This window comes from Prosthecodimorpha staleyi (genome assembly GCF_018729455.1).
Taxonomy (GTDB): Bacteria; Pseudomonadota; Alphaproteobacteria; order Rhizobiales; family Ancalomicrobiaceae; genus Prosthecodimorpha; species Prosthecodimorpha staleyi.
This window is the reverse complement of the sequence record NZ_JAHHZF010000008.1, coordinates 47919-74727: the sequence shown is the minus strand read 5'-3', so window position 1 is coordinate 74727 and position 26809 is coordinate 47919. Positions and strand designations below refer to the sequence as shown.

General features: G+C 68.9%; 25 protein-coding genes. 8 read left to right on the top strand and 17 right to left on the bottom strand.

The genetic code is table 11. The features are described from left to right. Positions 1 to 43 precede the first annotated feature (43 nt). Complete coding sequence (locus KL771_RS16710; protein ID WP_261969677.1) at positions 44 to 667, top strand: TetR/AcrR family transcriptional regulator; 624 nt, start codon at positions 44 to 46, stop codon at positions 665 to 667. A 37-nt stretch (positions 668 to 704) separates the two neighbouring features. Here KL771_RS16710 and KL771_RS16705 read toward each other — a convergent pair whose 3' ends face one another. The 3 genes from KL771_RS16705 to KL771_RS16695 all read right to left on the bottom strand — a co-directional run bounded on the left by KL771_RS16705 (position 705) and on the right by KL771_RS16695 (position 5229). Beyond that, a complete protein-coding gene (locus KL771_RS16705; RefSeq protein ID WP_054362155.1) occupies positions 705 to 2003 on the bottom strand; it encodes a M24 family metallopeptidase in 1299 nt (432 codons plus the stop codon). A 110-nt stretch (positions 2004 to 2113) separates the two neighbouring features. Then, positions 2114 to 2545, bottom strand: coding sequence for a hypothetical protein (locus tag KL771_RS16700; protein WP_261969676.1), 432 nt, complete (start codon positions 2543 to 2545; stop codon positions 2114 to 2116). A gap of 11 nt (positions 2546 to 2556) precedes the next feature. Continuing rightward, positions 2557 to 5229, bottom strand: a complete 2673-nt coding sequence (locus tag KL771_RS16695) for a TIGR02302 family protein (protein ID WP_261969675.1) — start codon at positions 5227 to 5229, stop codon at positions 2557 to 2559. Positions 5230 to 5622: 393 nt separating this feature from the next. Here KL771_RS16695 and KL771_RS16690 point away from each other — a divergent pair, with 393 nt between their 5' ends. Next, positions 5623 to 5949 carry a hypothetical protein gene (locus KL771_RS16690; protein WP_261969674.1) on the top strand — a complete coding sequence of 109 codons (327 nt, stop codon included), beginning with the start codon at positions 5623 to 5625 and terminating at the stop codon, positions 5947 to 5949. Positions 5950 to 6021: 72 nt separating this feature from the next. Here the strand turns inward: KL771_RS16690 and KL771_RS16685 are convergent, their stop codons facing one another. Together KL771_RS16685 and argH are read right to left on the bottom strand one after the other, a co-directional pair. Beyond that, the gene (locus tag KL771_RS16685; RefSeq protein WP_261969673.1) at positions 6022 to 6246 is read right to left on the bottom strand and encodes a hypothetical protein; all 225 of its coding nucleotides are present in this window, start codon (positions 6244 to 6246) and stop codon (positions 6022 to 6024) included. 118 nt (positions 6247 to 6364) lie between these two features. Then, complete coding sequence (gene argH / locus KL771_RS16680) at positions 6365 to 7759, bottom strand: argininosuccinate lyase (protein ID WP_261969672.1); 1395 nt, start codon at positions 7757 to 7759, stop codon at positions 6365 to 6367. 68 nt (positions 7760 to 7827) lie between these two features. On the opposite strand from argH, the gene tlpA reads away from it, so the two are divergent. Further along, entirely contained in the window at positions 7828 to 8481 is a 654-nt protein-coding gene (gene tlpA / locus KL771_RS16675) for a thiol:disulfide interchange protein TlpA (protein ID WP_261969671.1), read from the top strand. 40 nt (positions 8482 to 8521) lie between these two features. Here the strand turns inward: tlpA and KL771_RS16670 are convergent, their stop codons facing one another. The 5 genes from KL771_RS16670 to KL771_RS28420 form a co-directional block, all read right to left on the bottom strand. After that, positions 8522 to 8722, bottom strand: a complete 201-nt coding sequence (locus KL771_RS16670; RefSeq protein ID WP_261969670.1) for a hypothetical protein — start codon at positions 8720 to 8722, stop codon at positions 8522 to 8524. Positions 8723 to 8830: 108 nt separating this feature from the next. Next, positions 8831 to 9154, bottom strand: a complete 324-nt coding sequence (locus KL771_RS16665) for a TfoX/Sxy family protein (RefSeq protein ID WP_261969669.1) — start codon at positions 9152 to 9154, stop codon at positions 8831 to 8833. 107 nt (positions 9155 to 9261) lie between these two features. Further along, positions 9262 to 9876: an urease accessory protein UreG gene (gene ureG / locus KL771_RS16660; protein WP_261969894.1), complete on the bottom strand. Its 615-nt coding sequence runs from the start codon at positions 9874 to 9876 to the stop codon at positions 9262 to 9264. Between the two features lie 32 nt (positions 9877 to 9908). Further along, a complete protein-coding gene (locus tag KL771_RS16655) occupies positions 9909 to 10751 on the bottom strand; it encodes an urease accessory protein UreF (protein WP_261969668.1) in 843 nt (280 codons plus the stop codon). Beyond that, positions 10693 to 11724 carry an urease accessory protein UreE gene (locus KL771_RS28420; RefSeq protein ID WP_449301123.1) on the bottom strand — a complete coding sequence of 344 codons (1032 nt, stop codon included), beginning with the start codon at positions 11722 to 11724 and terminating at the stop codon, positions 10693 to 10695. Before KL771_RS28420 ends, KL771_RS16655 begins: the two co-directional genes overlap by 59 nt. Positions 11725 to 11907: 183 nt before the next feature. Between KL771_RS28420 and KL771_RS16640 the strand changes: the two genes are divergently transcribed. Further along, the gene (locus KL771_RS16640; protein ID WP_261969667.1) at positions 11908 to 13380 is read left to right on the top strand and encodes an RtcB family protein; all 1473 of its coding nucleotides are present in this window, start codon (positions 11908 to 11910) and stop codon (positions 13378 to 13380) included. 192 nt (positions 13381 to 13572) lie between these two features. On the opposite strand, the gene KL771_RS16635 is transcribed toward KL771_RS16640, so the two are convergent. Continuing rightward, positions 13573 to 15312, bottom strand: a complete 1740-nt coding sequence (locus KL771_RS16635) for a vanadium-dependent haloperoxidase (RefSeq protein WP_261969666.1) — start codon at positions 15310 to 15312, stop codon at positions 13573 to 13575. 921 nt (positions 15313 to 16233) lie between these two features. Next, positions 16234 to 17946 carry an urease subunit alpha gene (gene ureC / locus KL771_RS16630; protein WP_261969665.1) on the bottom strand — a complete coding sequence of 571 codons (1713 nt, stop codon included), beginning with the start codon at positions 17944 to 17946 and terminating at the stop codon, positions 16234 to 16236. Between the two features lie 158 nt (positions 17947 to 18104). Here ureC and KL771_RS16625 point away from each other — a divergent pair, with 158 nt between their 5' ends. Beyond that, positions 18105 to 19238 carry an RNA ligase gene (locus tag KL771_RS16625; protein ID WP_261969664.1) on the top strand — a complete coding sequence of 378 codons (1134 nt, stop codon included), beginning with the start codon at positions 18105 to 18107 and terminating at the stop codon, positions 19236 to 19238. A 50-nt stretch (positions 19239 to 19288) separates the two neighbouring features. Here KL771_RS16625 and KL771_RS16620 read toward each other — a convergent pair whose 3' ends face one another. Genes KL771_RS16620 through KL771_RS16610 form a run of 3 tightly spaced genes read right to left on the bottom strand, consistent with a single transcriptional unit; the run spans position 19289 to position 20862 of the window. Beyond that, positions 19289 to 19594, bottom strand: a complete 306-nt coding sequence (locus KL771_RS16620) for an urease subunit beta (protein WP_261969663.1) — start codon at positions 19592 to 19594, stop codon at positions 19289 to 19291. A gap of 10 nt (positions 19595 to 19604) precedes the next feature. Next, complete coding sequence (locus KL771_RS16615; protein ID WP_054360070.1) at positions 19605 to 19907, bottom strand: urease subunit gamma; 303 nt, start codon at positions 19905 to 19907, stop codon at positions 19605 to 19607. Positions 19908 to 19929: 22 nt separating this feature from the next. After that, entirely contained in the window at positions 19930 to 20862 is a 933-nt protein-coding gene (locus tag KL771_RS16610) for an urease accessory protein UreD (RefSeq protein WP_261969662.1), read from the bottom strand. A 373-nt stretch (positions 20863 to 21235) separates the two neighbouring features. On the opposite strand from KL771_RS16610, the gene KL771_RS16605 reads away from it, so the two are divergent. Continuing rightward, the gene (locus tag KL771_RS16605) at positions 21236 to 22861 is read left to right on the top strand and encodes a D-alanyl-D-alanine carboxypeptidase family protein (RefSeq protein WP_261969661.1); all 1626 of its coding nucleotides are present in this window, start codon (positions 21236 to 21238) and stop codon (positions 22859 to 22861) included. Positions 22862 to 22904: 43 nt separating this feature from the next. Beyond that, positions 22905 to 24167 carry a CobW family GTP-binding protein gene (locus KL771_RS16600; RefSeq protein WP_261969660.1) on the top strand — a complete coding sequence of 421 codons (1263 nt, stop codon included), beginning with the start codon at positions 22905 to 22907 and terminating at the stop codon, positions 24165 to 24167. Here KL771_RS16600 and KL771_RS16595 read toward each other — a convergent pair. Then, positions 24134 to 24394: a sulfurtransferase TusA family protein gene (locus tag KL771_RS16595; protein WP_261969659.1), complete on the bottom strand. Its 261-nt coding sequence runs from the start codon at positions 24392 to 24394 to the stop codon at positions 24134 to 24136. The two genes, KL771_RS16600 and KL771_RS16595, sit on opposite strands and share 34 nt — an antisense overlap. Before the next feature lie 51 nt (positions 24395 to 24445). Between KL771_RS16595 and KL771_RS16590 the strand changes: the two genes are divergently transcribed. Continuing rightward, entirely contained in the window at positions 24446 to 25357 is a 912-nt protein-coding gene (locus tag KL771_RS16590; protein ID WP_261969658.1) for an AMP-binding protein, read from the top strand. Positions 25358 to 25636: 279 nt separating this feature from the next. Here the strand turns inward: KL771_RS16590 and KL771_RS16585 are convergent, their stop codons facing one another. After that, positions 25637 to 26758, bottom strand: a complete 1122-nt coding sequence (locus tag KL771_RS16585) for a polysaccharide biosynthesis/export family protein (protein ID WP_261969657.1) — start codon at positions 26756 to 26758, stop codon at positions 25637 to 25639. Positions 26759 to 26809 lie beyond the last annotated feature (51 nt).

The following is a 26809-nucleotide window of genomic DNA, read 5'->3' as shown; positions in this document are numbered from 1 at the left end:
ATCACCTCCCCGAGACCGGCGAAAATCCGGTCGCCCGCCGGCATTGTCCGATGCGGAGCGTCGGCAACGGATCCTGGCTGCCGCCGAGGACCTGTTTTTCGCCAACGGCTACGCCGCGACTAGTATGGACGACGTGGCACGCTCCTGCGGCATGTCGAAGAAAACGATCTACCTCTTCTTCGAGAACAAACAGGCTCTCTTTGCGGAACTGATCGACGTGGCGATCGGAGCGCTACCAAGATACATGGTGAATGACGACGATCATGATGTCGACGGCTCGGACGTTATACGAAATGTCTTAAAAGAGCTTTCAGCGGTCCTGCTCAACCCGCGCCAACTGGCCCTGGCCAGGCTCGTCATCGCCGAGGCCCCGCATGCTCCGGAGATTGCCGAGAGCACGCGCGAACGCGGCATCGACCAGGCCGAGAAGATCGTGGTCGATGTCCTTTCGAAGCTGCACGAACGGGGATTGATCCGAGGACCCGCAGACCTGGAACTGGGCCGGATCCTGCTCGGCGCCACGGTCGGCGACTTTGCCTTCAAGATGCTGATCGGACTCGGCCGCCCACCGTCAGACGCGGAAATCGCGGAACGAATCGATCGGCTGCTCGCGCTCCTGCGCGGCGGCGCCTTCGGTTTCGACGCTGCGGTCCCGGGTCCAAGCTGAGCACCCGGCGACGATCACGCGGGGCCGCCTGCGACCGCTACGGCTCCATCGCGTCGACGAACGGCGCACGCGACATCGGCACGGCGCCGTTGGCGGTGATCAGCACCTGCTGTTCGAGCTTGACGCCCTCCCGGCCCCCGACCGCGCCGATATAGCTTTCGACGCAGACGACCATGTTCTCCTCGAAATGGCCGTCGTAGCCCCAGTCGGCATAGTCCTCCAGATAGGCGACGGTCGGGTATTCGTCGACGAAGCCGACGCCGTGGATCATCATCATGTAGCGGTTGGGCACATAGGCTTCCGGCACGGCCCAGCAGCGCTCGGAGAAATCGCGGAAGCCGAGGCCCGGCCGGATCAGCTCGATATTGGTCAGCACCTGCTCCTGCGCGATCTCGTAGAGCGCGCGCTGGTCGGCGCTCGGGCGCTTGTCGGGGCAGACGAAACTGCGCGAGATATCGGCCAGATAGCCGAACGGCCCGACCATGTCGGTGTCGAAGGCGACGATGTCGCCCGCCTGGATCTCCCGGTTGCCGCATTCCTGGAACCACGGATTGGTGCGCTCGCCGGAGGCCAGCAGGCGGCATTCGATCCATTCGCCGTCATGGGCGATGTTGGTCTCGTGCAGGATCGACCAGACCTGGTTCTCGGTCAGGCCCGGCCGCAGCGCCCGGCGGATGCGGTCGACGGCGATGTCGCAGACATCCATGGACAGCTGCAGGCACATGATCTCGTCCGGCGTCTTGATCATGCGCGCCTGTTCGAGCGGCTCCTGCGCATCGTAGAGACGGATGCCGGCATCGACTAGGCGCTGCGCCCCCCAGGGCTCGCAGCGGTCGACGGCGAGGCGGCGGTTGCCGGCGCCGTGCTCGGCCATCAGCGCGATGATCTCGTTGGCCCAGAGCGCGGTCTTCTCCTCGGTGCGCGGGCCGGCCAGGAAATAGAACCACGGGATCGAGGTGCGCAGGTCGTCGATCGTGTCGAGCCCCTCGGTCAGGTGGCGGGTGGTGCCGAACTCGAACATCACCACCGGCCCGTCGGTGGCCACGAAGACGTAGCGGCCGGGCGCGTGCATGGTCCAGACCGCCATGTTGCGCGAGCCGGTCGCGTAGCGGATGTTCATCGGATCGCTGAGCAGAGCGCCGGCATAGTCGCGCTTGGCCAGTTCGCGCCGCAGCCGGGCGAGCCGGTCCTTGCGCAGCCGCGCCTCGTCGATCTCCGCGATCCGCGCCCGGATGTCGAGCCCGAGCGGCGCCGCCTCGACCGGCTCGGTCGCCGCATCGAGAAGCACCGGCTCGTTCAGCGGACGGTTCAACGCGGCATCACGAATGCGGCTCATGGCGGCGGCTCCCGGATTGGACGGGACCAGTGTGGCGCCTGTGCTTGACGCCTGCTAACGGCGATGCGTCACGGCCATGTCGCAATCCAGTTTAAAGATTTATAGACGCGTCAAACATGGAATTCCGTCAACTTCAGCAAATTCGCGATGTGCCACATCACTTCACGGGCAACAGCACATACATCGTCGATTGGGATCTCCGATCGATCATTGAAGCCGACATATGGCCTCGAAGATATTGCTTTCGGTGCAAAACCAATCCGACTTACGTTATGAATAAACTCATATTTATTATCCCAACATCTGATATTAATCTTAATAAGAGAACTACCTAAAATATCATTCATTTTCAATTGCAGGCGACACCAGCTCGAGAACCCTTCAATCCATATTGTCGCGTCATTACGACTCCATAGATCATGATCAGACACTGAAAGATTACTAGGAAGGATAGTGCGAAGCCTGGCAGCCAGCTCGTCAAGACGCCTTGGCACGTCAGCTTCAATCAGGATGGCTCGAAAATCCTTCTGTGTCTCAGCCATCGATTCGCCCCTCACTCGCTCCTGAGCAGCCGCTCCAGATACTCCAACTCGAATTGCGGGCGGGAATTCTCGCCGAGGCGGCGGCGGATGTCTTCCAGGATGCGGCGGGCGCGCTGCACGTCGATCTCGTCGGGCACCTTGACGGTGTTGGAATAGTCCGGGCCGTCATGGCGGCGTGGGCGGCCGAGCGGGTCGTCGTTCATCGACGACTGGCCTTCCGGGCCGACGCCGGGCTGGCCCTGCCCCTGGCTCTGGGCGAGCTGGTCGGCGAGTTCGCGCGCGCCCTGGCGCATGGCGTCGAGGGCGCGACCCTGGGCGTCGGTGGCCCGGCCGGTGCGGCCCTGGCCGAGCGATTCGCCGGCCTCGCCCATCGCCTCGTCGGCCTCGCCGAGCGGCCCCTCGCCCTGCCCTTGCGCCTGACCCTGACCTTGGCCGCGCTCGCCCTGCTGGCCGCGGCCGGGCTGACGGCCCTGCTGACCCTGGCGACCCTGCTGGCCCTGCTTGCCTTCCTGGCCCTGCCGGCCCATGCCCTGCTGCTGCATCTTGTCCTGCAACTCGCGCAGGGCCTGCTGCAATTCCTTCTGCTTGTCGCGCAGTTCGCGCATGGCCTGGGCGAATTCCTCGGGCGTCATGGGCTTTTCGCCCTGCTGCTGCCCGCGGCGGTTCTGGCTCTGGCGGTTGCGCGGATCGGTCCGGTGCGTCCGGTCCATCAGCTGCTGCTGGCGCTGGATCATCTCGCCGAGGCGGTCGAGCGCCTCGGAGGTCTCGTTCTGCTCGCCCTGCTGGCCCTGCTGCGGCCGTCCGGCCTGCAGGTTCTCCAGCATCTGCTGCAACTGCGACAGCATCTGCTTGGCGGCGTCGCGCGAACCGGTCCGGGCGAGATCCTCGATCCGGTTCAGCATCCGGTCGAGATCCTGTTTGCGCATGGTGCGCTGGTTCGGATCCGTCGGCAGGCGGGCCTGCGGATTCTGTTGTGCACGCTGAGCCAGTTCGCGCAGATAGCGATCGAGCGCCTCGCGCAACTCTTGCGTCAGCTTGGCGATCTCCTGCTCGGAGGCGCCGTTCTCCAGCGCCTTCTTGAGCGCCTCCTGGGCGTCGCGCAGCGCCTTCTCGGCGGCCGACAGATCGCCGTCCTCGATGCCGAGCGCAACCGCCCACATCAGATCGAGCGCGGCCTTCAGGTCATCGTCGGAACGGGCGTTGACGAGCGACCGATGGACCATCCGCACGCCGAGATAGTCGGCCGCCTTCTCGTAGAACTTCTCCGGCGCGATCATCAGCGCATCGACGGCGTCGGTCACCCGCGGCGCACGATTGGCATCGAGCGCGAGCATGCGCCGCTGCTCGACGAGCGCGCGGGCCAGCGGCTTGGTGAAGGATTTGGCCGGCAGCTTGAACTCGGTCGGCGCCGAGCGCCCCTCCTTGCCGGCGTCGTCGCGGGCGACCAGCACCATGCGGACGGTCGCCCCCGCCCAGGGGTGGTTGGCAAGATCGCGGAAGGTCTGCGCCTGGCCGGTCTTGGCGCGGCCCTGCGGCAGGGTCAGCGGGAATTCGGGCGGACCGACCAGCGGGCGCACCGCCTGCGCGGTCGAGGCGATCTTGAAGCTGTCGGCGGCCGGCTCGAACTGCGCCTCGGCAGCGGCGACGCCGTAATCGTCGGAGACCTCGTAGGCGAGCTTGACGGCGCCGGTGCGCTGCACCTCAGGGCGATCCAGCAGGCGGATGGTCGGGGCCTGATCGGGATCGACCGAGAAGCGCCACTCGGCCGCCGCGCGGTCGCCGCGCGCGACCGTCACGGTCGCAGCCTCGGCCAACGCATGCTCGAAATCCGCCGGCACCTCGGGGCTCGTCTCGCCGGGCCGGGCGGCTGCCTTGACGACGGCGCCATCCTTGGCGTCGGGCTCCTTGCGGGCGACGGCAACGATCCCCTTGGAGGTCTTGACCGAAACCGCGACATCCGCCCCGGTGCGGCCGGAAGACGGCGCCCGGACCACGATGACGCTGCCTTCCGGCACGCGGATCGACCCGTCCGGTTCGGCCGCCGGCGGGGTATCACCGGTCAGATAGACGGGCGCACGGCCCGTATAGGCGGGCGGGGTGACCCAGGCATCGAGCCGGGCCGGCGCCACGGCGGGCAATCCCGCGCCGGAAAAGGCCGCCGTGATCCGCGGAACCCGTTCGCCCGCGCCGGTGAACAGCGAGACGAAGACGACCAGCCCGAGACCGGTGCGGAGCGCATAGCGGTCGCGCCGGGCGAGCCCGGGATGCGGCAATCCCGCATCCATGCGGTCGAGGCTGCGCGACAGGCGGGCGCGATGGGCCGCCCAGAGCGCCTGCGCGACGGCGTCGGCCTGCGGCGGCAGCCGGTCCTCCCAGGCTGCCAGGGGGCGATGACGATAGCCGGAGACGGCTTCGACGCGGGCGAGCGCGCGATCACGGCTCGGCGGGCGGAAGCCGCGGAAAGCGAGCAGGGAGGTCAGCAGCGCGACGCCGAACAGGCCGACAAGCGCCAGCCGCACCGCATCCGGCACGGCGAGCCACAGACCCAGCCAGGAGACGGCGACGAAGGCGGCCAGCACGCCGGCCGGCCAGGCGAGCCGGGGCCAGAGATCCTCCCAAAGGAGCGCGAGGCGCGCGTGCCGCACGGCAACGGAAATGCGGCGATCGAGGCTGTCGGAAAGCATTTCGGATCCGGCCGGGTGGCCGCCGTCACGGGCTTGGTCTTCGGTCGGGCGCGTCGTCAACGACCTCTCCTCGCTCGGGGCACCTCGCCCCAGTCTCCCCCCGGTCCGATCCCATCGGCCGGCGCTCCCCCGAGCGCCGCCGGCTCACGAAAATGTTCCACACTTGGCGTCCCGCGTCCACCGACCCGGCCGCCGAGCGGGCTCACGATCCCGGCATGACCGGCGGCTGACCTTGGCGGGGAGAGGGCGACCGAACGATATCAAGCGCCTGCCGACGGGCACGCCCCGATCCCGGCCGGTGCCGGCCCGCGGCGGCCATCGCGGCCGCCTTGCCGGCACCGAACGAGCCTGTAGGCTGCGCGCCCGAACCCACCGGAAGCCTGAGAGGTCCCCATGCGAATCGCCCTTGCCGTCGCCCTCCTTCTGTCGGCGGCGCCGCTCGCCCTTGCCGCAGGGGCCAAGCCGGCCCGCACGGCGGAAGGCACCATCCTGTCCTTCGAATGCGGCGACAACTGCTACCTGACCATCCGCAGCGGCGGCCGCAAGCTGACCGGGCTGTGCACCGCCAAGGCCTGCGAGCCCTGGAACGACGAAACGCAGATCCCGAAAAAGCTGATCGGCAAGGCCGTCCGCGTCACCATCACGCAGGGCAAGCAGGTCGACGGCGAAGGCAATGTCATGGGCGAGACCGACGCCTTCTCGAAAATCGAGTTCAAATAGGGCTCGGAGCGAATGGATGCGTCCCGGCGCCGACCGGCCCGGCTAGTGCCGGTCGGGTTCCGCCCCGGCCGGTCACTCGTCTTCGGGCTTGTGGATCCGCGGCCCGAGCAGGGGATCGAGGATGAAATCCCGCTTCGGCTTGACCGGCTCGCTGGATTTCGGGCCGGACAGGCTGACCTCGCCGTTTGTCGGCTGATCGGGCGTGAATTGCGGTTCCCCGCGCCGGCCGCAGGCGCCGAGGCTGAGGGCCGCGACGAGAAGGGCCGCGAGAGCGAGGGCCGGTCGGGCGTGGCGCATGGCTTCGGAACTCGGACGACGGGTCTGTAGGACAGGACGACGCGGCGGATCATAGACCAGACCATGACGCATTTCGACGGAAACGCATCATGCCGGTCGCGCTTTCGGCGAATGGCGCTCAGCGTGTGCCGCCGCCCTTGAGACGGGCAAGCCACCCGGCTGCCTCGCGCGCCACATTGTCCGGCGCCGTTCCGCCGAAGCTCGTCCGGCTGGCGACCGAACGCTCGACCGTCAGCACCGAATAGACCTCGTCGGTGATGCCGGCATGGATCGCCTGCATTTCGGCGAGCGTCACCTGATCCAGTCCGACATCGCGCGAGGAGGCCAGCGCGACGATGCGGCCGGTGACGTGATGGGCTTCGCGGAACGGGATGCCGAGACGCCGCACCAGCCAGTCGGCAAGATCGGTCGCAGTGGCGTAGCCGGAACCGGCGGCGGCCTTCAGCACGGCCGGATCGGGCACCAGGTCGCGGACCATGCCGGTCATGGCGGCGAGCGCCAGGGAGAGCGATTCGAGCCCGTCGAAGATCTGCTCCTTGTCCTCCTGCATGTCCTTCGAATAGGTCAGCGGCAGGCCCTTCATGATCATGGTCAGCGCGTTGAGCGAGCCGACGATGCGGCCGGTCTTGGCGCGCACCAGCTCGGCCGCGTCCGGATTGCGCTTCTGCGGCATGATCGACGAGCCGGTCGTGAACTTGTCGGAGAGCTTCACGAAGCGGAACTGGGCGGAGGTCCAGATGACGATCTCCTCGGCCAGCCGAGACAGGTGCATGGCGGCGATCGAGGCGGCCGACAGCGCCTCGAGGGCGAAATCGCGGTCGGCGACGCTGTCGAGCGAATTGGCGGTCGGCCGGTCGAAGCCGAGCGCGGCGGCGGTCCGGTGGCGATCGATCGGGAAGGAGGTGCCGGCCAGAGCGGCCGCGCCGAGCGGGCATTCGTTGAGCCGGGCGCGCGCATCGCGCATCCGGCCGCGGTCGCGGGCAAGCATCTCGACATAGGCCAGCATGTGGTGGCCGAAGGTCACCGGCTGGGCCGACTGCAGATGCGTGAAGCCCGGCATCACCGTGCCGGCATGCTCGGCCGCACGTTCGGCGAGGGCGGTCATCAGATCGGCGATCTGGCCGTCGATATGGTCGAGCGTGTCGCGCACCCAGAGCTTCACGTCGACGGCGACCTGGTCGTTGCGCGAGCGCGCCGTGTGCAGGCGGCCGGCCGCGGGCCCGATCAGTTCGGCAAGCCGGGACTCCACGTTCATGTGGATGTCTTCCAGGCTGCGCTTGAATTCGAAGGTGCCGCTCTCGATCTCTGACAGGATCGTGTCTAGACCGGCCGCGATCTTGTCGGCATCGTCCGCGGCAATGATGCCCTGGGCGGCCAGCATGGCCGCATGGGCCTTGGAGCCGCGGATGTCCTGGGCATAAAGCTTCTTGTCGAAGCCGATGGAAGCGTTGATCTCCTCCATGACCGCATCGGGTCCGCTCGAAAACCGTCCGCCCCACATGCGATTAGACATGGATCCACCTCGATTGGCCGCGGCCGGCCGCCCCGTGCGGGCGCCGGACGAGAATTCCGGATGACGCGATGACCGAACTCCCGAGGAAATCCCCGAAGACGCTGGTCCTGGTGATCGGAGCGCTCGCGGTCGGCGCGGCACTCGCGGTGGGGGCGATATACGGGATCGGAGGCTTCGAGCGCAACGCCGCGGCGGAGGCCGGATGCACGCAATCGACCGCGGCGGCGAGCCGGATCGCCCCGCTCGCCCGCGGCCATGTCGCCTCCCTGATCCCGGCCTCCAGCCCCCTGTCCGTCGCCGACCTGACCTTCACCGGGCCGGACGGGCAGCCGATGCGCCTCGCCGACTTCCGCGGCCGGACCGTGCTGCTCAATCTCTGGGCGACATGGTGCGTGCCCTGCCGGCTCGAAATGCCGGCGCTCGACCGCCTGCAGGGTCAGCTCGGCTCGAAGGACTTCCAGGTCGTGGCGGTCAACCTCGACACCAAGGATCCGGACAAGCCGAAGCGATTCCTGCAGGATACCAAGATCGAGAAGCTCGGCTGGTATGCCGATCCGAGCATCGGCCTGTTCAAGACCCTGCAGCAGCGCGGCCGTTCGCGCGGCATGCCGACCACCATGCTGGTCGGTCCCGACGGCTGCGAGATCGGCACCATGAACGGCCCGGCCGAATGGGATCACGCGGATGCCGTGAAGCTGATCACCGCCGCCATGACGCCGTGATGCGCCACGCCGTCATTGTCGGGTAAAAGGTGAGTGCTTGTCACACTGTGACGTCAAGGAGCGCGCCCGGCTGGCCGGTGGCGGCCGTCAACGCCTGAAGATTTTCTTGAGATGACTGAAGCAGATCGGCGACAGCCTTGCCGCTTTCGGCGTTGTCCTTGATCATCTTCGCGGCGATGATCTCCGCTCGGGATACTGTCTTGGCGACGCTCATCGTGGTCGCGAGCGAAACCATATCCATCGGCGACACCCCATGAAGGGGGCGAGGGCACGCAAAACCTTCGATCCCCGCCGAGGCAGACAATCGCAGATCCTCGTAAACGAAATCTTTCGGCGCTGCGATGCGCGATTATTTTTTGCCGGCAGGCCGGCAAGGGCTCACATCCACCCCGGCCGCAGCCGCCAGCCGCCGCTTTTCGTCGAGGCTGAGATCAGTCCAGGGACGTCGCTCGAGCGCGGCCGCCATGCCGTAGAGCGCGTTCAGCGTCACGCGCCGGCCGAAGGCGAAGCGCAGCCGGCGGAAGGCGTCGACGGCCCCGATCGCGATCAGGTCGACCTCGGAGCGGATGCCGACCTCGCCCAGCCAGCGCTCCATGGCCGGACCCAGATTGGGCATTTCGGCGATCCGCCGCCCACCCGAGCCCGCCTCGGCATCCGTCCTGTCGTGCCCCATCGAGACCTCCATCGCGGCAAGTCCCTTCTATGGCATGCGGCTACCGACGGATCGCGTCAGGAGCCCGCGTGGCGGCCCGCCCGGGCCGCGCTCGGCCCAGACCGCCGTCAGGCCAGGCCGCCGGCGGCGGTGACGAAGGCCTCGACCTCGGCGACGCCCTGGCCGGTCTTGATGTTGGTGAAGACGAAGGGCCGGCTGCCGCGCATCCGGCGCGCGTCGCGCTCCATCACGTCGAGCGAGGCGCCGACCATCGGGGCGAGGTCGATCTTGTTGATGACCAGGAGATCAGAGCGGGTGATGCCCGGCCCGCCCTTGGACGGGATCTTCTCCCCCGCGGCCACGTCGATGACGTAGATGGTGATGTCGGCCAGTTCCGGCGAAAAGGTCGCGGCCAGATTGTCGCCGCCCGATTCGATTAGGATCAGGTCGAGAGCGGGGAAGCGAGCGCGCATCTCGGCGACGGCGGCGAGATTGATCGAGGCATCCTCGCGGATGGCGGTGTGCGGGCAGCCGCCCGTCTCCACGCCCATGATCCGTTCGGCCGGCAGGGCGCCGGAGCGGACCAGATAGTCGGCATCCCACTTGGTGTAGATGTCGTTGGTGATCGCGGCGAGATCGAACCGGTTCTTCAGGCTCTTGCACAGCGCATCCATCAGCGCCGTCTTGCCGGACCCGACCGGTCCGCCGATGCCGACACGCAACGGGCCGTGGGGGGATTTCACCGCCGGACGGGTGATTGCGGAAGCGGCGACGGTCATGAGCGGAACAGCCTCGTATACTGGGTTTCGTGTTTCATGCTGGCGATGTCGGCCCGGACCGCGGCCCCGCCCAGATCGTCCAGGCCGGCGACCTGGCCTTCCGCCGCCACCGCCGAGACGACCGGGCCGAGCCGGCGCAGGATGCGCAGGCCGTCGGTCTGGCCGAGCGGGATGGCGCGCACGCCGGCCGAGATGACATTGGCGGCGAAGGCCTGCAGGGTCGCCGGCAGCGCGTCGGCGAGCGCGATGCCATGCGCGGCCGAGGCCGTGGCGACGGCGACCGCATAGGTCCAGGGCACCGTGCCGAAGCGCGCCTGCAGCGCCGCGACCAGGGCCGCCATCGCGTCGTGCGGCCAGGCATCCGTGACCGCCTTGACGAAGGCCGCGCCCTGCTGGCTCGCCTCCAGCCGCCGCTCGCGGGTCGGCTGCAGCGCGGCGGCGAGTTCGACGACATCCGCCAGGGCGGCGACGTCGCCGCCGGCAGCGGCCCGCCAGGCGGCGGCGAACAGGATCGCGTCGTTGCGGCCGGCGCCGTGGCGCAGCACGTCGGCGAGCCAAGCCTCAAGGTCCGGCGCGGTGGCGACGCTGCCATCCTCGATCGCCCATTCCAGCCCGTGCGAATAGGTGAAGCCGCCGACCGGGAAGGCCGGCGACAGCCAGACCATCAGATCGAGCAGACCGGCCGATGCGGCGCGCGGCGTCCCGTCCGGACCCGACACCGCCGCATGGACGGCGACCCCGGTTGACGCATCCCCCTCCGGCACGGCCCGAATGCCGCCATCAGCCATGCCGATGGCCGTGCCGTTCGCCGGCATGGGCATGGTCGTGAGCGTGGTCATGATCGTGGGCATGCCCGCAGGCGCAGCCGGGGCCATGCTCATGGGTGTGAGCATGGGCGTGCTCATGGTCGTGCCCATGCTCGTGATCGTGGGCGTGGTGATCGTGCCCATGGTCATGATTGTGGGCCGGTCCATGATCGTGGTCGTGATGCGCATCCGCATGGGCATGGGAATGTCCATGCTCATGGGCGTGATCGTGGCCGCAGCCGCAGCCCGGGCCATGCTCGTGATGGTGCCCATGATCATGGGCGTGATCGTGATCATGCCCGTGATGCTCGTGGGCATGATCATGATCACCATGGCTGTGACCATGGTCGTGGTGATGGTGGTCGTGGCCGCAATCCGGGCCGTGGACATGCTCGGCCTCGCGGGCGGCGCGGGCGGCCTGGCGCTGGCGGCGGCGCTCCAGGGCGGCGGCCATCTCGGCATCGTCGACGGCAGCGATCGCCGGCCCGGCCGCAGCGGCGGCGGCCGATGCGGCAGCGGTGGCCGAAGCCTCGGCCGGGCGCGGCGCATGGTCGTGCGCCAGGGTATGGCCGTGGCCATAGGCGCCGCCCTCCGGCGCGAAGGCCTCGGTGACGAAGCGGACCGCCCCGGCGCCGAGCTTCTTCAGCATCTCGACCAGCACATAGTCGTCGCGGATGCGGATCGCGCCGGGCCGGATCTCGGCGGGCGTGTGCCGATTGCCGAGATGCCAGGCGATGCGGGCGAGCAGGTGACCATCCTCGGCGGCGACCTCGGCCAGCCGCTCCGGCTTGGCGACGACCGCCACCACCCGGCCATCCTCGAGCAGGAAGCCGTCGCCCTCGACCAGGGACGGCGTCTCGGCGAGATCGACATGGAACAGCGTGCCGCTGCGGCCGGTCATGGTCAGGCGGCGCCGGCTGCGGTCCTCGTAGTCGAGTTCGACGCTGTCGGCGACGGACGAGGCCGGATAGGTCCCGGCGGCGACGGTGGCATTGGCGCGGATCATGGAAGCGGTTCCCGATGCTGGCTGTCGGCTCCCGGCCGACGGATCGAAGCGGGACATTCCGCCGGATCGGGCACGAGGGCAAGCCCGTTCAGATGCCGTTCAGGCAGGGCCGGGTAACGACATCGGCATGCCTTGCTTCCGCCGCGGCTGCTGACCCCGCTCCCCGGATCAAGGACCATCTCCATGCCGGTCATCGAAAGACTCGATGCCGTGCGGTCGCTCGTCGATTGCGGCCACGGCGTCGTCGCCACCCTCTTCGCCGATGCGCGCGTCGACATCGACCGCGCCTCGCTCGACGACATTGCCGGCTTCGCCGAGACCGCCGCCACGGCGGCGCGTCTGGTCGAAGCGGGCATTCTCGCACCCGGATCCGGCCTCGGCCGGATCGTGCTCACGCCGGATTTCCACCGCGGGGCCGCCATGCCGGTCGGCACCGTGGCGGAGACACAGGGCTTCGTCATCCCGCGCGCGGCCGGCAGCGATATCGGCTGCGGCATGAGCCTCGCCGTTCTCGACATCGAGGCCGACGAGATCGCCGCGCTCGGCCGCCCCCTGGAGACCGCCCTGCGCCACGCCTTCTTCGAGGGTGGACGCGATATCCGCCTCGATGCGGCGACCCGCGAGGCCGTGCTCGTCGACGGCCTCGCCGGCCTCGCCGCGACCGCCCGCGACACCGGCCTGTTCGATCGGCTCGGTCCGACCGGCCTCGCCCGCGCGGCGGCCCGCTGCCATGGCGGCGGGCGGATCGGCGGGGCGCGGGTCGGGACGGTTCTGTCCGAATGGCTGCGGCCCGGCGGACGCGATGGCGTCACCCGCGACGGCTTCTTAGGGACGGTCGGCGGCGGCAACCATTTCGTCGAGATTCAGCGGGTCGAGACGATTGCCGACCCGCGCGCGGCCTGGGACTGGGGCGTCCGGCGGGGGCGGGCCGCCGTCATGGTCCATTCCGGTTCGCTCGGCCTCGGCAAGGCGGTCGCGCTCGCCCATCTCGACCGGGCCCTGGCGCTCTGGCCGGCCGGCGAGAAGCGGCCCGCCAACGGCGTCCTGCCGCTGGCGCTGACCGCGGAGGGCGGCGGCCCCGGCGGCGACTATCTGGCCGACATGGCGGCGGCGGCCAATTTCGCCATCGTCAACCGGCTGGCCATGTCGCTGATGGTGGCCGAGACCCTGTCGCGGCTGGTCGGCCGTGCGATCGGCTGGCATCTGGTCCATGACCTGCCGCATAACTTGGTCTGGGGCCAGGGCAACCGCGCGCTTCACCGCAAGGGCGCCTGCCCGGCCCTGCACGACGCCGCCGATCCGGTCTTCCCCGACGGCCATCCGGTCATCGTGCCGGGCTCGATGGGTACGGCCAGCTGGCTCCTGCGCGGGCTCGGTGCAGCGGAAAGCCTGGAAAGCGCGCCGCATGGCGCCGGACGGGTGCTGTCGCGCAATGCCGGGCGCGCCGGGCCGGAGGACCCGCGCCCGATCCGGGTGGTCGGCAAGATCGACCTCGAGCGCAGCCGCCGCGACGTGGCCGCCGAAGCCGTCCGCGCCCTCGCCGAGGAGGCCCCGCGCGTCTACAAGGATATCGGCCCGGTGGTCGATACCGTCGTGGACGCCGGCATCGCCGCCCGGGTGGCCCGCCTCGCGCCCCTCCTCACCGTGAAGGGGTGACGGTCCGTCGCGCACGCCCATGCAGCGTCGGCCCCGGATCCAAGATCCGGGGCCGACGCTGCAGCAGGGCAGGTCCGGCAGGACGCCGAGATCGAGGACCCACCCAATCGCGAAGGGGCAGTCGGCCGGGATCGCGGTGCCGTGGACGGGACAGCAGCGCGCCGGATGCCGGCGCGCTGGCGATCAAAGGCCTTACAACGCGCTCATGTGCGTGTTTGTCAAGTTGCCGTCGACGAAGATGCGGCCGCCCTTGATCACGACATGCTTGGGCTCGCCGTCATCCTTGCGGGCAAAAGTGCGGAACGTGAATTCCGGGTATTCGTTGGCATCCCGCGTGATGTCGGCGAGCATCTCCGCGGCGATCGCTTCGCCGAGAATCAGGCTGCGCGCATTGTCGGAGCGCCAGTGGACGCCGCCCATGGAGCGTCCCATGGCGACATTCTGCGCCAGCTTGTTGAGTTCGCCCTCGATGGTCAGTTGCGCCGTAACGGCTTCATCCAGTGGGAGCAGGCCCCAGGTACCGTTTGCCAGCATCCCTGGCACGAAGCACGAGATCTCATCCTTCTTCTCACCGAAGGGCTGGGAGCGCTCCTTGAGGGAAGTGAACTTCAGGGGCGACATCGGGTCGTCGCACTCGAAGGTCTGGAAATAGGCCTTGAGGACAGTGACGCAGGCCCCGGCGACGGTGGCATGGCCGGCGCCATAGGCCGGATGGGTCGGGCTTCCGGGCGAATAGGCCATCGGCAGAAGCAGGGACTTGCAGTCTTGCTTGACCATCATCGCGGCCTTGGTTGCCGCGACCCACTCAGGCAGCCCGTAGGCGCGGGTGCCGGCCCCGTTCGCGCCGATGGTCTGCACATGGACCAGGCCGCCATAGGCTTCGGGGCGCAGACGCAGATGGACCTGCCATTTCTGGTTCCAGACCACCTTCAGCGCCCGGGTGGCGACTTCGGAGACCAGCGCCAGGATGTGCGGGCCGCCGAGAACGCCGAAGCCGGCCTCGCGATCCTTGAGAGGACCGCAGTCGCTGTAGGGATTGCCCGGCGTCCACTTGGCCGCTCCCGACAGCAGGATCAGTGCGGCGTTGAAATAGGCCTGATGCAGCGCATCCTTGTTGACGAAACGCGCAAGGTCGCGCGGCGTGCTGATATACCGCTTCAGGCGGCCAGGTTCGTAGAATGACTCATCGTACTCGTTGGCTTCGGGATAGGCCTTGCCGAACTTGTCCTGCCCGCCGTCCTGCGCCGCCTTCCAGTCGGCAAATTCGGTGAGATAGTTCGCACCGGATTTGTACGGCCGTTGCATCTGGTCGATCGTCTGGGTGCCGAAGGCGACGTCGCGCAGGAAGAACTGGCTAACCAGGGGCCCGACTTCTTCGCCGGGCAGACCGAGGCGAAACAGATTTTGGGGGGTCACCGGTGCCCGCGCCAACGCACTGCCAGGCAGGTCGATTCCGGGCCGCAGATGACCGACGTCCTGCGTATCGGCAACGGCCCGCGCGAAGCAGCCGTCAAGTTCCGACGCGGCATCCGAGACCAGTTGCCCCTCGTCCCAATGCGCGAAATCGCAGTCGCGCAGCAGCGCCATCCAGTAGAGCTCGGTCATTTCCGCCGCTGTGCCGATGGAATCGACCTTCGGCGCCGGCAGCATCGCGTAGCCGGCCGGATGATGCGTCAGGCGGTCCGCCGCCAGACCGCCCTGCGGATTGGTCAGCGCCGCAGCGTCCGCCCCATTCCGTCCCGGACCCTTCGGGACCCGCTTGAACTCGCTGCCGAGGCCACGGGTGGCCTTCACGAGTTTCTCGAATTCGGGTCTCTCGACCTCGCCGAAGTCATTGTGTCTCAAGGATTTGTGGAAGCTGCCGATGCCGACCGCGAACACGCCCGGCGCCACTTCCCATTCCCTGTCGGTATCACCGTTCGATGGGCACATGGTGTCCTCCGCGGGCATGGTGTTGCTGGGCGGTGGCCGGACCCATGCCGGCCCGTCGGCCACCGCAGGCATGTCGTTCAGGGCTGCGCTTCCGCCTTCCCGAAAGCGAAATGCAGCAAGGCGGCATCGATCCGGGGCGCGCGCGAGCCGCCGCCGCCGAAGCAACGTCCGTTCAAATCCTCGATCAGCCAGGCTCTCGCCGCGATCAGGCGCCGCCGATCGCACGGCACAGCGGTCGGCAGACCGCATCTCCGTCGGCAGAGCGCCCGTACGGTCTTCCTTCAGATCGGAGGCTTATTTCTTGCGACGATGCTGTTATCGGGCTCAAAACCGCCGACAAACCCCGCCGATCTTCATTCATCATGCCTGCATTGAACTATCGAAATAAACCAATGTCGCAATAGATCTTACTGCCTGACCATCTCATTCAGACAAAATAAGTCCTATCTCGCCATGGTAGAATCGATAAGCCAAATTCAGCTGATTTTGCGCGATTGGAAGATATGAACTTCGATGCGCCGCATGAGCTCACCGCATTTTCTTGCGCGATATCGGGAATAATACTACCAGATCCCAATATCCGCAAGATCGAATATATCTTTTGGTTGCATTATGCGACGTCAGGTCGCATGTCGAGATTGACTGCTCGTCTTTGTCGTCGCCGCTCGTACCGACCCGGCATCAACGTCACCCTCCGATCCTGCCAAGGCCAAAGAGGCCCGAGGCAAACCGGGCAGCGCCGCGTCTTGACCGTTCCGATGTCGCCACCGGTGCGGACGCCCTTCGGTCGGTCGCGCATCCCGGGCCGCGGGACCCGCGGTCGCGTACGAGCCGCGTCTCGATACCCCGAACCCCGTCCCGGATGGCGAGGTCACGACCCGATGCTTGCCGGGCGTCGATGCCGGATCGCGACCGCCCGCCTCAGAACAGGAAATACCGCTGCGCCATCGGCAGGACGGTGGCCGGTTCGCAGGTCAGCAATTCGCCGTCGGCGCGGACCTCGTAGGTCTCGGAATCGACCTCGATGTCCGGCGTGGCGTGGTTGTGAACCATCGCCGCCTTGCCGATGCCGCCGCGGGTGTTCTCGACCGGCAGCACGACCTTGTCGAGGCCGAGCTTCTCGGCGATGCCGGCCTCGTAGGCGGCCTTGGAGACGAAGGTGATGGCCGAGGCCGACAGCGCCTTGCCGAAGGCGCCGAACATCGGCCGGTAGTGGACCGGCTGCGGGGTCGGGATCGAGGCGTTCGGGTCGCCCATCGGGGCGGCCGCGATGGTGCCGAGCTTGAGGATCAGGTCCGGCTTGACTCCGAAGAAGGCCGGCGACCACAGCACCAGATCGGCGAACTTGCCGACCTCGATCGAGCCGACATAGTTCGACAGGCCATGCGCGATGGCCGGGTTGATGGTCACCTTGGCCATGTAGCGCTTGACGCGGAAATTGTCGTTGTCGCCGGTCTCCTCGCCGAGGCGCCCGCGCTGCACGCGCATCTTGTGGGCGGTCTGGAAGGTGCGGATCAGGACCTCGCCGACGCGGCCCATCGCCTGGCTGTCCGACGAGATGATCGAGAAGGCGCCCATGTCGTGCAGGATGTCTTCCGCCGCGATCGTCTCGCGCCGGATGCGGCTCTCCGCGAAGGCCACGTCCTCGGGGATCGACGGATCGAGATGGTGGCAGACCATGAGCATGTCGAGATGCTCGTCGAGGGTGTTGCGCGTATAGGGCCGGGTCGGGTTGGTCGAGGACGGGATGACGTTGGGCAGCCCAGCGACCTTGATGATGTCCGGCGCATGGCCGCCGCCGGCGCCCTCGGTGTGGTAGGCGTGGATGGTGCGGCCCTTGAAGGCCGCGACGGTATCCTCGACGAAGCCGGATTCGTTCAGCGTGTCGGTGTGGATCATCACCTGCACGTCGTATTCGTCGGCGACCGAGAGACAGTTGTCGATCGCCGCCGGCGTGGTGCCCCAGTCCTCGTGCAGCTTCAGAGCGCAGGCGCCGGCCAGGACCTGCTCGGCGAGCGCGGCCGGCAGCGAGGCATTGCCCTTGCCGGCGAAGGCGAGGTTCATCGGGAAGGCCTCGGCGGCCTGCAGCATCCGCTTCAGATGCCAGGGGCCGGGCGTGCAGGTGGTCGCCGCCGTGCCGGTCGCCGGTCCCGTGCCGCCGCCCAGCATGGTGGTGACGCCGGACATCAGCGCCTCGTCGATCTGCTGCGGGCAGATGAAATGGATGTGGGTGTCGAGCGCGCCCGCGGTCAGGATCTTGCCCTCGCCGGCGATCGCCTCCGTACCCGGGCCGACGATGATGTCGACGCCCGGCTGCACGTCCGGATTGCCGGCCTTGCCGATCGCATGGATCTTGCCGTCCTTGAGGCCGACATCGGCCTTCACGATGCCCCAGTGGTCGACGATCAGCACGTTGGTGATCACGGTGTCGACCGCGCCGTCCGCGCGCGTGGTCTGCGCCTGGCCCATGCCGTCGCGGATGACCTTGCCGCCGCCGAACTTGACCTCCTCGCCATAGGTGGTCAGGTCGCGCTCGACCTCGATGATCAGGTCGGTATCGGCGAGCCGCACCTTGTCGCCCACGGTCGGGCCGAACATGTCGGCATAGGCGGAACGGGAGATCTTGAAGGACATGGAGTTCCTCGTCTAACCGACGGCGCGTCCGGGTCGCGCCGCGAAGGGGGATCGGTGCCTGCAGTCGAATTTCAACGCCGTGCGGCCCGCCCGTGCTGGCGAACCAACCCAACGCGGGCTATCGTACATCCATAGATTGTGGTTCGAAGGGCATCGCGGTGGACTTCCCTCGCATCGAAACGCTGTCCGACGTGGCGCCGCACGTGTCCTACGAGCGGGGCTTCGTCGTCTCGCGCCGCGGCGACCACACAGTGGTCGACTATGTGCATACCGTCTCGGACACGTTCACGGACGCGATCTCGCTCGAATGCCGCGGCCTGAAATTCGACCGCGACGGGCGCCTGATCGGCCGTCCGTTCCACAAGTTCTTCAACCTCGGCGAACGCCAGCGCCTGGAGGAGGTCGACTGGTCGGCGCCACACCGCATCCATGCGAAGCTCGACGGCTCGATGATCCATCCGGTTCTCATCGACGGCGCCTTGCGCTTCATGACGCGCATGGGAGAGACCGAGCAGTCCGCCCGCGCGCAACGACACGCGGCGGCGCCGGAATTCGACATCAGCCGGCATCTGGTCGAGGCCGGCATCACGCCGATCTTCGAGTTCACCGCGCCCGAGAACCGCATCGTTCTCGCCTATGACCGGCCGCAATGGACCCTTCTGGCGGCCCGCGAGATGGTCTCGGGCCTCTATCTGCCGCGCGCCGAGATCGAGCGGCTCGCCGGGCGCTTCGGCGTGGCCCTGGTCGAGGACCACGGCACGGTCGACGATGCCGCCGAATTCGTCGCGCGCGTGCGCGCCGCCACCGGCATCGAGGGCTATGTGCTGGCCTTCGACGACGGCCATCGGCTGAAACTGAAGACCGAGGCCTATGTGCTCCGCCACAAGGCGCTCAGCCTCGTTGAGTTCGAGAAGAATGTGCTGGGCTGGGTCTGCGCCGGAAGCGTCGACGACATCGTGCCCCTGCTGCCGGAGGACGTGGCCGACCGCGTTCTCGACTATCGCGACCAGGTCGGCCGCGGCATGGCCAACCTTGCGGCCGCAATCGACCGCTTCGTCGCGGAGCATCGGGACCTGCCGCGCAAGGATTTCGCCGCCCGGGCCATCGCGACATTCGATCCGCGGCTGCGCGGCCTCGCCTTCTCGGTGCTCGACGGCAAGGACAGCCGCGCCCTGCTCATGGACCTGCTCGCCGCTGCGAGCCAGTCCGAGCCGAGGGTCAGTGCCGTGCGCGATCTGTTCGGAATGCACTGGTCTCTCCAAGGCCTGTCCCTGCCGGATCTGGAGGCCTGAACGGCACTTGGCCGCCTACAGGGCGCCCGTCACCGCCGTGCGGAACCCGTTCACAACGTCCCCATCACCGCCTGGCGGAATCCATAGACCTCGCGCTTGCCGCCATAGGGGACCAGCGTGACGCTGCGGGTCTGGCCGGGCTCGAAGCGCACGGCGGTGCCGGCGGGGATATCGAGCCGCATGCCGCGGGCCTTGTCGCGGTCGAAGACGAGCGCCGGGTTGGTCTCGAAGAAATGATAGTGCGAGCCGACCTGGACCGGGCGGTCGCCGGTATTGGCGACCTCGAGCGTGACGGTCGGCAGGCCGGCATTGAGCTCGATCTCGCCGGCGGCGGGGATGACTTCTCCGGGGATCATGCCGGTCTCCTCAGCGGATCGGTTCGTGGACGGTGACGAGCTTGACGCCGTCCGGGAAGGTGGCCTCGACCTGGACGTCGTGGATCATCTCGGCGATGCCGGGCATGACCTGGTCGCGGGTGACGACATGGGCGCCGGCCTCCATCAGCTCGGCGACGGTGCGGCCGTCGCGGGCGCCCTCCATGACGAAGTCGGAGATCAGCGCGATCGCTTCGGGATGGTTCAGCTTCACGCCGCGCTCCAGCCGCTTGCGCGCGACGATCGCCGCCATGGCGATGAAGAGCTTGTCCTTTTCGCGGGGCGTCAGGTTCATGCGGGGTCTCTCTTCGCGTTGATCAGCAGGACCAGGGCCGCGGCATCGGCCGGCCGCGGAAGGCTTCGAGGATGCGGACGAGGTCGCGCCGGAGCGCCTGCGGCGAGGGCGACAGGAAACGCGCCACCAGGAAGCCGTCGAAGGCGCTCGTGCCGGCCTCCACCGCTGGTTCCCGAGCGTCATCATCGACGAGCCCGCGCAGCCTGTCGAGATACCGGTCGGCATCCGGGGCGGCATAGAGCAGTGTGGCGAAGGCGATCGCGCCGGCACCCGTGGCGCGCCCGGCGAACAGTCCCGTCGTGTCGCCACCGGCCCGGAAGCTCTCCGCCAGAACCAGCCGGCCGTCGCGGCGGACGCGCCAGTGGTCCGTGATGGCGCCATCGGTGACCCGCTCGCCCATGGCGCCGCGCCCGAAGAACACGCTCTCGACGATCAGGCAGCGCGCATCGGCGGCGAGATCGACCTCCAGGCGGCGCGCCAGGCGGCTGCGGTCGAACAGGATGGTTTCCTGCGGAAGCCATTCGGCCGTGGCGCCGGCGCCGACCGACAGCCGGTTGCGAATCGTGCCCGCGCCGCCCGAGGACCGGTAGATGCGCTCCGCCGCCTGTCCGGTCACGGCCGCGGTGGTGCCGGGTCCCCAGGAGGCCGCGATGTCGAGCCGGTCGCCGCCGGTGACGCCGCCGGCGGTGTTGATGACGACCGCGGTCGGCGGATCGCCCGGTTCGCCGCGCGGCAGGCGGATCTTGGCCTGGCCCTCCTGGAACAAGCGGTCGACCCGGGTCGCGCCGGCCGACAGCTTGAAGGCGATCTCGGCCCGGCCGCGCGCGCGTTCCAGCACGGCCGGACCCGCGGCATTTGCGCCGCAGGCCGCGTCAGCGCGTGCGGCGGCGGCGGCATCGGACGCTGCGGCGCGGCTCGACGCCGTCCCGGCCGGGTCCGGCATCGTCCTGTCCAAGATCGCGTCCGTCGCCAGCATGCGTCCCCGTCTGTCCCCGATCGTGCCGTCTCAGTCCCGGAAAGGCCTGTCGGCGGGCCCGGAAAGGCCGGTCGGCAGTCCGGCTGCCCCGGGAGCAAGACCGGGGCCAGCGGGCATGCCGCATTGTGGTCGGAATTTTCGGCATCTTGCCCAACAGGTCGCCGGTTGCCCAGACGCATGGATGCTCATGTGTTGGGCAGTATGCCGCGCCTTTCATCGCCCCTTGTGGCGCAGCCGCCATGCCCGACCGAAGCCGCGACGAGGCTTTGCCGTCGGGCCGCAAATCGACTATTCAATGTCCGACTTCGCCCCGCTTCGGCGCGGTCAGGCCCGTCGGAATTCCGGAGCCAAGATGCCGATCGATCCGACCAGACTGCGGCATGGCCGCCGGCTCCCGCTGTCCTTCGCGGCCAAGGCCGGCCGGCTCATCGGGACTGCCTCAATGCTGGTGGCACTGTTCGCGGTGCCGGCCCGCTCGGATGCCGCCCACGCCTATCTGGTCTTCGACGCCCGAACCGGCGAGGTGCTGGACCGGCACAATGCCTTCCAAGCCTGGTATCCGGCCTCGGTCACCAAGCTGATGACCGGCTACGTCACCTTCCAGGCGCTCAAGGCCGGGCGCCTCAAGCTGTCCTCGCCGGTGGTCATGTCGCCGGAGGCCAATACCCAGCCGCCGAGCAAGATGGGCTTCCCGACCGGCACCGTGCTGACGGTCGACAACGCGCTCAAGATGGTCATGGTCAAATCGGCCAACGACGTCGCCTGGGCGCTCGGCGAGGCGGTCGGCGGCTCCAAGGAAGCCTTCGTGGCGGAGATGAACGCGCAGGCGCGCAGGCTCGGCATGAGCCGGACCGTCTGGGCCAATCCGAACGGCCTGCCCGACCCGGCGCAATATACCAACGCGCATGATCTCGGCCTGCTCGCCCGGGCGCTGATCCGCGAATTCCCCGAATATGCCGGCTATTTCAGCCTGCCCGGCATCCAGTTCGGCAAGCGGGTGATCCGCAACCACAACCACCTGATGGACCGCTATCCCGGCACCGACGGGATGAAGACCGGCTTCATCTGCTCGGGCGGCTTCAACGTCGTGGCGACGGTGACGCGCGGCGACAAGCGGCTGGTTGCGGTCGTGCTCGGCTCGCCGAATGCGCGCGTGCGCGCCGAGAAGGCGGCGGAACTGTTCACCAAGGCCTTCGACGGCTCCGGCGGCCTGATGACCATGTTCTCCAGCCGCGAGCAGATCGACTCCATGGCGGCCGGTCCGGAGGCAGCGATGCCGCCGCTCGACATCCGCGAGGAGGTCTGCGGCAAGAACCGCCGGCAGGTCGGCGAGGACGCCGACGATCTCGCCGCCGCGCCGCCGCCGCCCCCGGAAGACCAGGGCCGCATCATCATCGCCGGCCAGGGCACCCCCAAGCGTGGCGCGGGCGGGCAGGCCGGTTCCTGGCTGACCGCCCGCTTCGATATCGGCGCCCCGGTGAAGGTCTGGACCGGCGGCGCCGATGCCTCCGCCCCCGCTGGCGCGACGGCGATCGCGGCGGGCGGCGGCAAACTGCCGGCCGGATCCAACGTCGCCGCGCTCGTGGCGCCGGCCCGTCAACCGCCGCCGGGCGCGATCTTCCCCGGCGGCTCCGGCCAGGACCAAGCGGCCCCGCCCGAGGGCCAGAGCACCACGGCGCGCGCCTTCAATCTCTTCTCCAACACCCCGCCGGGCGCCATTCCGAAGCCCGCGACCGGACCGGCCTCCGGTGCCGGCCTCGATGCCGTGCTGCCGCCCGCCAACGGCACCCCCATGGTGATCGCCGGCCAGGGCGGCGCGACGGCACCCGGAGCGGCACGGCGGGGCGCCGAACCGATCGCGGCCGTCGACCTGCCGTTGCCGGAACGCAAGCCGAAGCTCGCCGCCGCGAAGCCGGCCGCCAAGACGGCGCATGCCGCCGAAGCCAAAACCGTCGACCCGCGTCGCAAGAAGAAATAGGGTCCGGCGCATCTCGACCGCCCCCGCCAGGATGGACCCGACCATGGCCTCCGCCGACCCCAGCGACGTGCGCCCCGAACCGGGCGCGCCGATCCCCGTCACCGTGATCACAGGCTTCCTGGGCGCGGGCAAGACGACCCTGCTCAACCGCCTGCTCGGCGATCCGGCGATGGCCGACACGGCGGTGATCGTCAACGAGTTCGGCGAGATCGGCATCGACCACGTGCTGGTCGAGCGTGCCGACGACGGCGTGGTCGAACTGTCCTCCGGCTGCCTCTGCTGCACCATCCGCGGCGATCTGGTCGCGACCCTGGAGGATCTGCTCAAGCGGCTCGACAATGGCCGCCTCCGGCGGCTTTCGCGCGTCGTGATCGAGACCACCGGCCTCGCCGACCCGGCGCCGATCCTGCACACCGTCATGCGTCATCCCTATCTGGTGCGGCGCTACCGGCTCGACGGCGTGGTCACGGTCGTCGACGCGGTCAACGGCATGGCGACGCTCGACGCCCAGGAGGAGGCGGTCAAGCAGGCCGCGGTCGCCGACCGGATCGTGCTGACCAAGACCGATCTGGTCGAACCCGCACGGCGCCCGGCGCTGGTCATGCTCGCCACCCGGCTGCGCGTGCTCAATCCGGCCGCCGCGATCCTCGACGCGGCGCGCGGCGAGGCGACGCCGGCCGCCCTGCTCGAGACCGGGCTCTGGAACGCCGATCGCAAGTCCGCCGACGTGCGCCGCTGGCTGCAGGAAGAGGCCTTCCGCGACCGGGAGGCCGAGCGGCGCCGGCTGGAGACGCGGCTCGGCGGCGGCCCGACTCACGATCATCACGGCCATGATCACGGGCACGACCATGATCACGGGCACGGGCACGGGCACGACCATTCCCACGGCGACCACGATCACCATCATGATCCGAACCGCCACGACGACCGCATCCGGGCCTTCTGCCTGGCGACCGATGCGGCGATCCCGGCCGGCTCGCTGGATCTGTTTCTCGACCTGCTGCGCTCGGCCCACGGCCCGCGCCTCCTGCGCATGAAGGGCGTGGTCAAGCTGGCCGAGGATCCGGAGCACCCGCTGGTGCTGCATGCCGTGCAGCACGTTCTGCATCCGCCGGTGCAACTTCCCGCCTGGCCGGACGCCGACCGGCGCACCCGACTGGTCTTCATCACCAAGGATCTCGACGAGGGCTTCGTGCGGCGCATGTTCGACGCCTTTGCCGGCCATGTCGCCCCCGACACGCCGGACCAGGCCGCTGTCGCCGACAATCCGCTCTATGTCTCGGGATTCTCCGGCCGCTTCGGCTGAGGGCCGGCGACGATGACGAAGACCAGCAGCCGGCCGTCCCGACGGGTCTCGATCAGGGTGTGCCCGTCCTCGGCACACATGTGCGGGATGTCGATGGCGCTCATCGGGTCGGTCGCCTCGACGGCGAGCCGGGTGCCGACCGGCAGGCGGGCGAGCGCGCGGCGCGCCTTCAGCACCGGGAGCGGGCAGTTGAGACCCTTCAAGTCGAGGCGGCGTTCGTCGGTCATGGCACCTTCCTGCCATCGCCGGGCCGGGATTGCCAAGCCCGGGACCGAAGCGTGACCGGCGTCCGCCGGCGGGTGGCCGCCGCCCTCGCCCGCTGGCGGCTCCGCCGTCTGTTCGGCCGCATCGCCGCCCATCCGGGCTACACCCTGGTCGACAGCCTCGCCGCCCGGGCCGACCGCTGGCACGACCGGATCGCCTTTGCGAGCCCGTCCGGCGGACCCCATGCCGGACGGATCGCCTGGGGCGCCCTGTTCGCCGCCTCGCAGCGGGTCACGCGCTGGGCCGGCCAGCAGGGTCTCGGGCGCGGTGCCAGGGTCGGGCTGATGACCCCGGACCCGGCTGCGACCGCCATCCTGGCGCTTGGGCTGATGCGGGCGGGCATCGTCCCGGTGCTCTACGACAGCCCTGCCGCCGGGCCGGAACTGGCCGCCGCGATCGACCGGACCGCGCCGGCGCTTCTGGTGGTCGGCGCCGACGCAGCGGCAGGCTTCGAGGCGGCCGTGTCCGATCTGACCCATTTCTGCCCGGTCTGGCGGCTCGGTCCCGACCCCGGCAACTATCCAAGCCTCGACGAGGCCTTGGCAGCCCTCTCCGACAGGCCGCTGACCCCGCGCGACCTGCCGCGGCTCTCGATCGACGATCCGGCAATCGTCCTGGCCGGCGCCGATGGCGCGATCCTGACCGCCTCGACCTTCAGCCATGGCGCCCTGCGGGCCGGGATCGAGGGCGCCGCCCTGACGGCGAGTGCGACCGGGACGGCTTGGCAGTCGGACGCCGGCGGACGGGAGACCGGCGGATCGGGGACCGATCGGGCCGGTCCGGCCGCGCCGCTGCGACTGCTCGGCAGCCTCGCCGCCATGGTCTCGGGGGCGACGCTTGCCGGTGACGCGAGCCCCGGCGTCCCGGCACTCGGGCCGACGGTCGTCCGGATCGCCGGAGAGTTCGCAGCCCGTCGCCCGACCTGAGGCCGGAGCGGCCGGCCGTGCGGCATGCTTCACCGAAGCCATGCCCGCGCGCATCCGGACGACGCGCAGGCACCCGCCCTGCCCCGTGCCGCGCCGTTCCGAACCGGCGCCGCCCGCTACAGATGCAGTGCGCGCCCGACCGAATTCACCGCGACCGAAGTCCCGCTTTCGATGTCGATGTCGATGTTGATGTTGATGACCGCCTGCCGCTGCCCTTGCGGGCGCGCCGGCAGGCGCGCGGCAGGGCGGGGCCATGGCGGCGGCCGACGCCGCCGCAGGTCAGTTGGCCTTCAGGACCTTGATGTCGTTGGCGAGGCCGATGCCGGCGCGGCCGGTCGAGACCGTGCGTCCGACGATGTCCAGGAACTTGGCGAATTCCACCGACGGGGCGGTCGCCACGTAGACGATGTCCTTGTCGCGCAGCCACATCTGCCGGGCCAGGAACAGGCCCTTCGGCTCGAGCAGGTTCAGGCGGTAGACGACCGGCACCTTGCCGGGGCTGTTGGGCTGCCAGTCCGGCCGGATCGCCTTGACCAGATGCGGCTCCTCGAAGCGGAACACGAAGATGCCGCTGGCATCGGCCGCGAGCGTATTGAGGCCGCCGCCGCGCGCGACCGCCTCCGCCAGCGTGACGGTCTTGGTCTCGAACTTGATCTCGCTCGGCCGGTAGACCGCGCCAAGCAGCGTGTAGGTCTGCGGCGCGAAGGACAGCAGAATCTCGTCGTCCGGCATCAGATAGACGTTGTTGGACGGAACGAGAACCAGATCTTCAAGCAGGATCGAGGCCGCTTCGGTCTTGCGCTTCAGCGTGACCGTCGTCTCGTAGGTGGTGAAGCGCGATCCGCCGGCCAGCGCGACCATGTCGAGCAGCTTGGTGCCGCCGACATTGAGCGGATACTTGCCGGGCTTCGCCACATCCCCGACCACCACGGCCGCATTGGCCTGGTTGCCGACGACGCCGAGCAGGACCTGCGGCTGGATCGCCTTGTCGGCCAGTGCGGTCTGGATCGCCTCGCGCAGCACTTCGGTGGTGCGCCCGGCCGCCCGCATTCGGCCGACATAAGGCACGAAGATGTTGCCGGTCTCGTCGATCTGCGCCTGGAACTGCGCGCCGCGGGTCTGGGAATTCGCAAACAGGCCGTTGTCGCCCGCTTCCATCACGCGGATGTCGATCACGTCGCCGATGCCGAGCGGCTGGCCGCGCGGACCGGAGCGGATGGCGAAGCGGTCGGCGAAGGTGTGCGGCCGCCAGGGGCCTATGGTCCGTACGACCGGTTCGTCGAGCTGCACGATGACGTAGGAGTCGATCGGCAGGGATGTCTCGACGCGCTCGCTGGTGATCGCCATCGCCGACGGCCCGTCCGACGGCAGCGAGGAGCAGCCGGCCGCCAGCAATGGCATGCAGACCGCCGCGAACAGAGCGCGTGCACGAACCGTGAGGGCGCAAAGCCC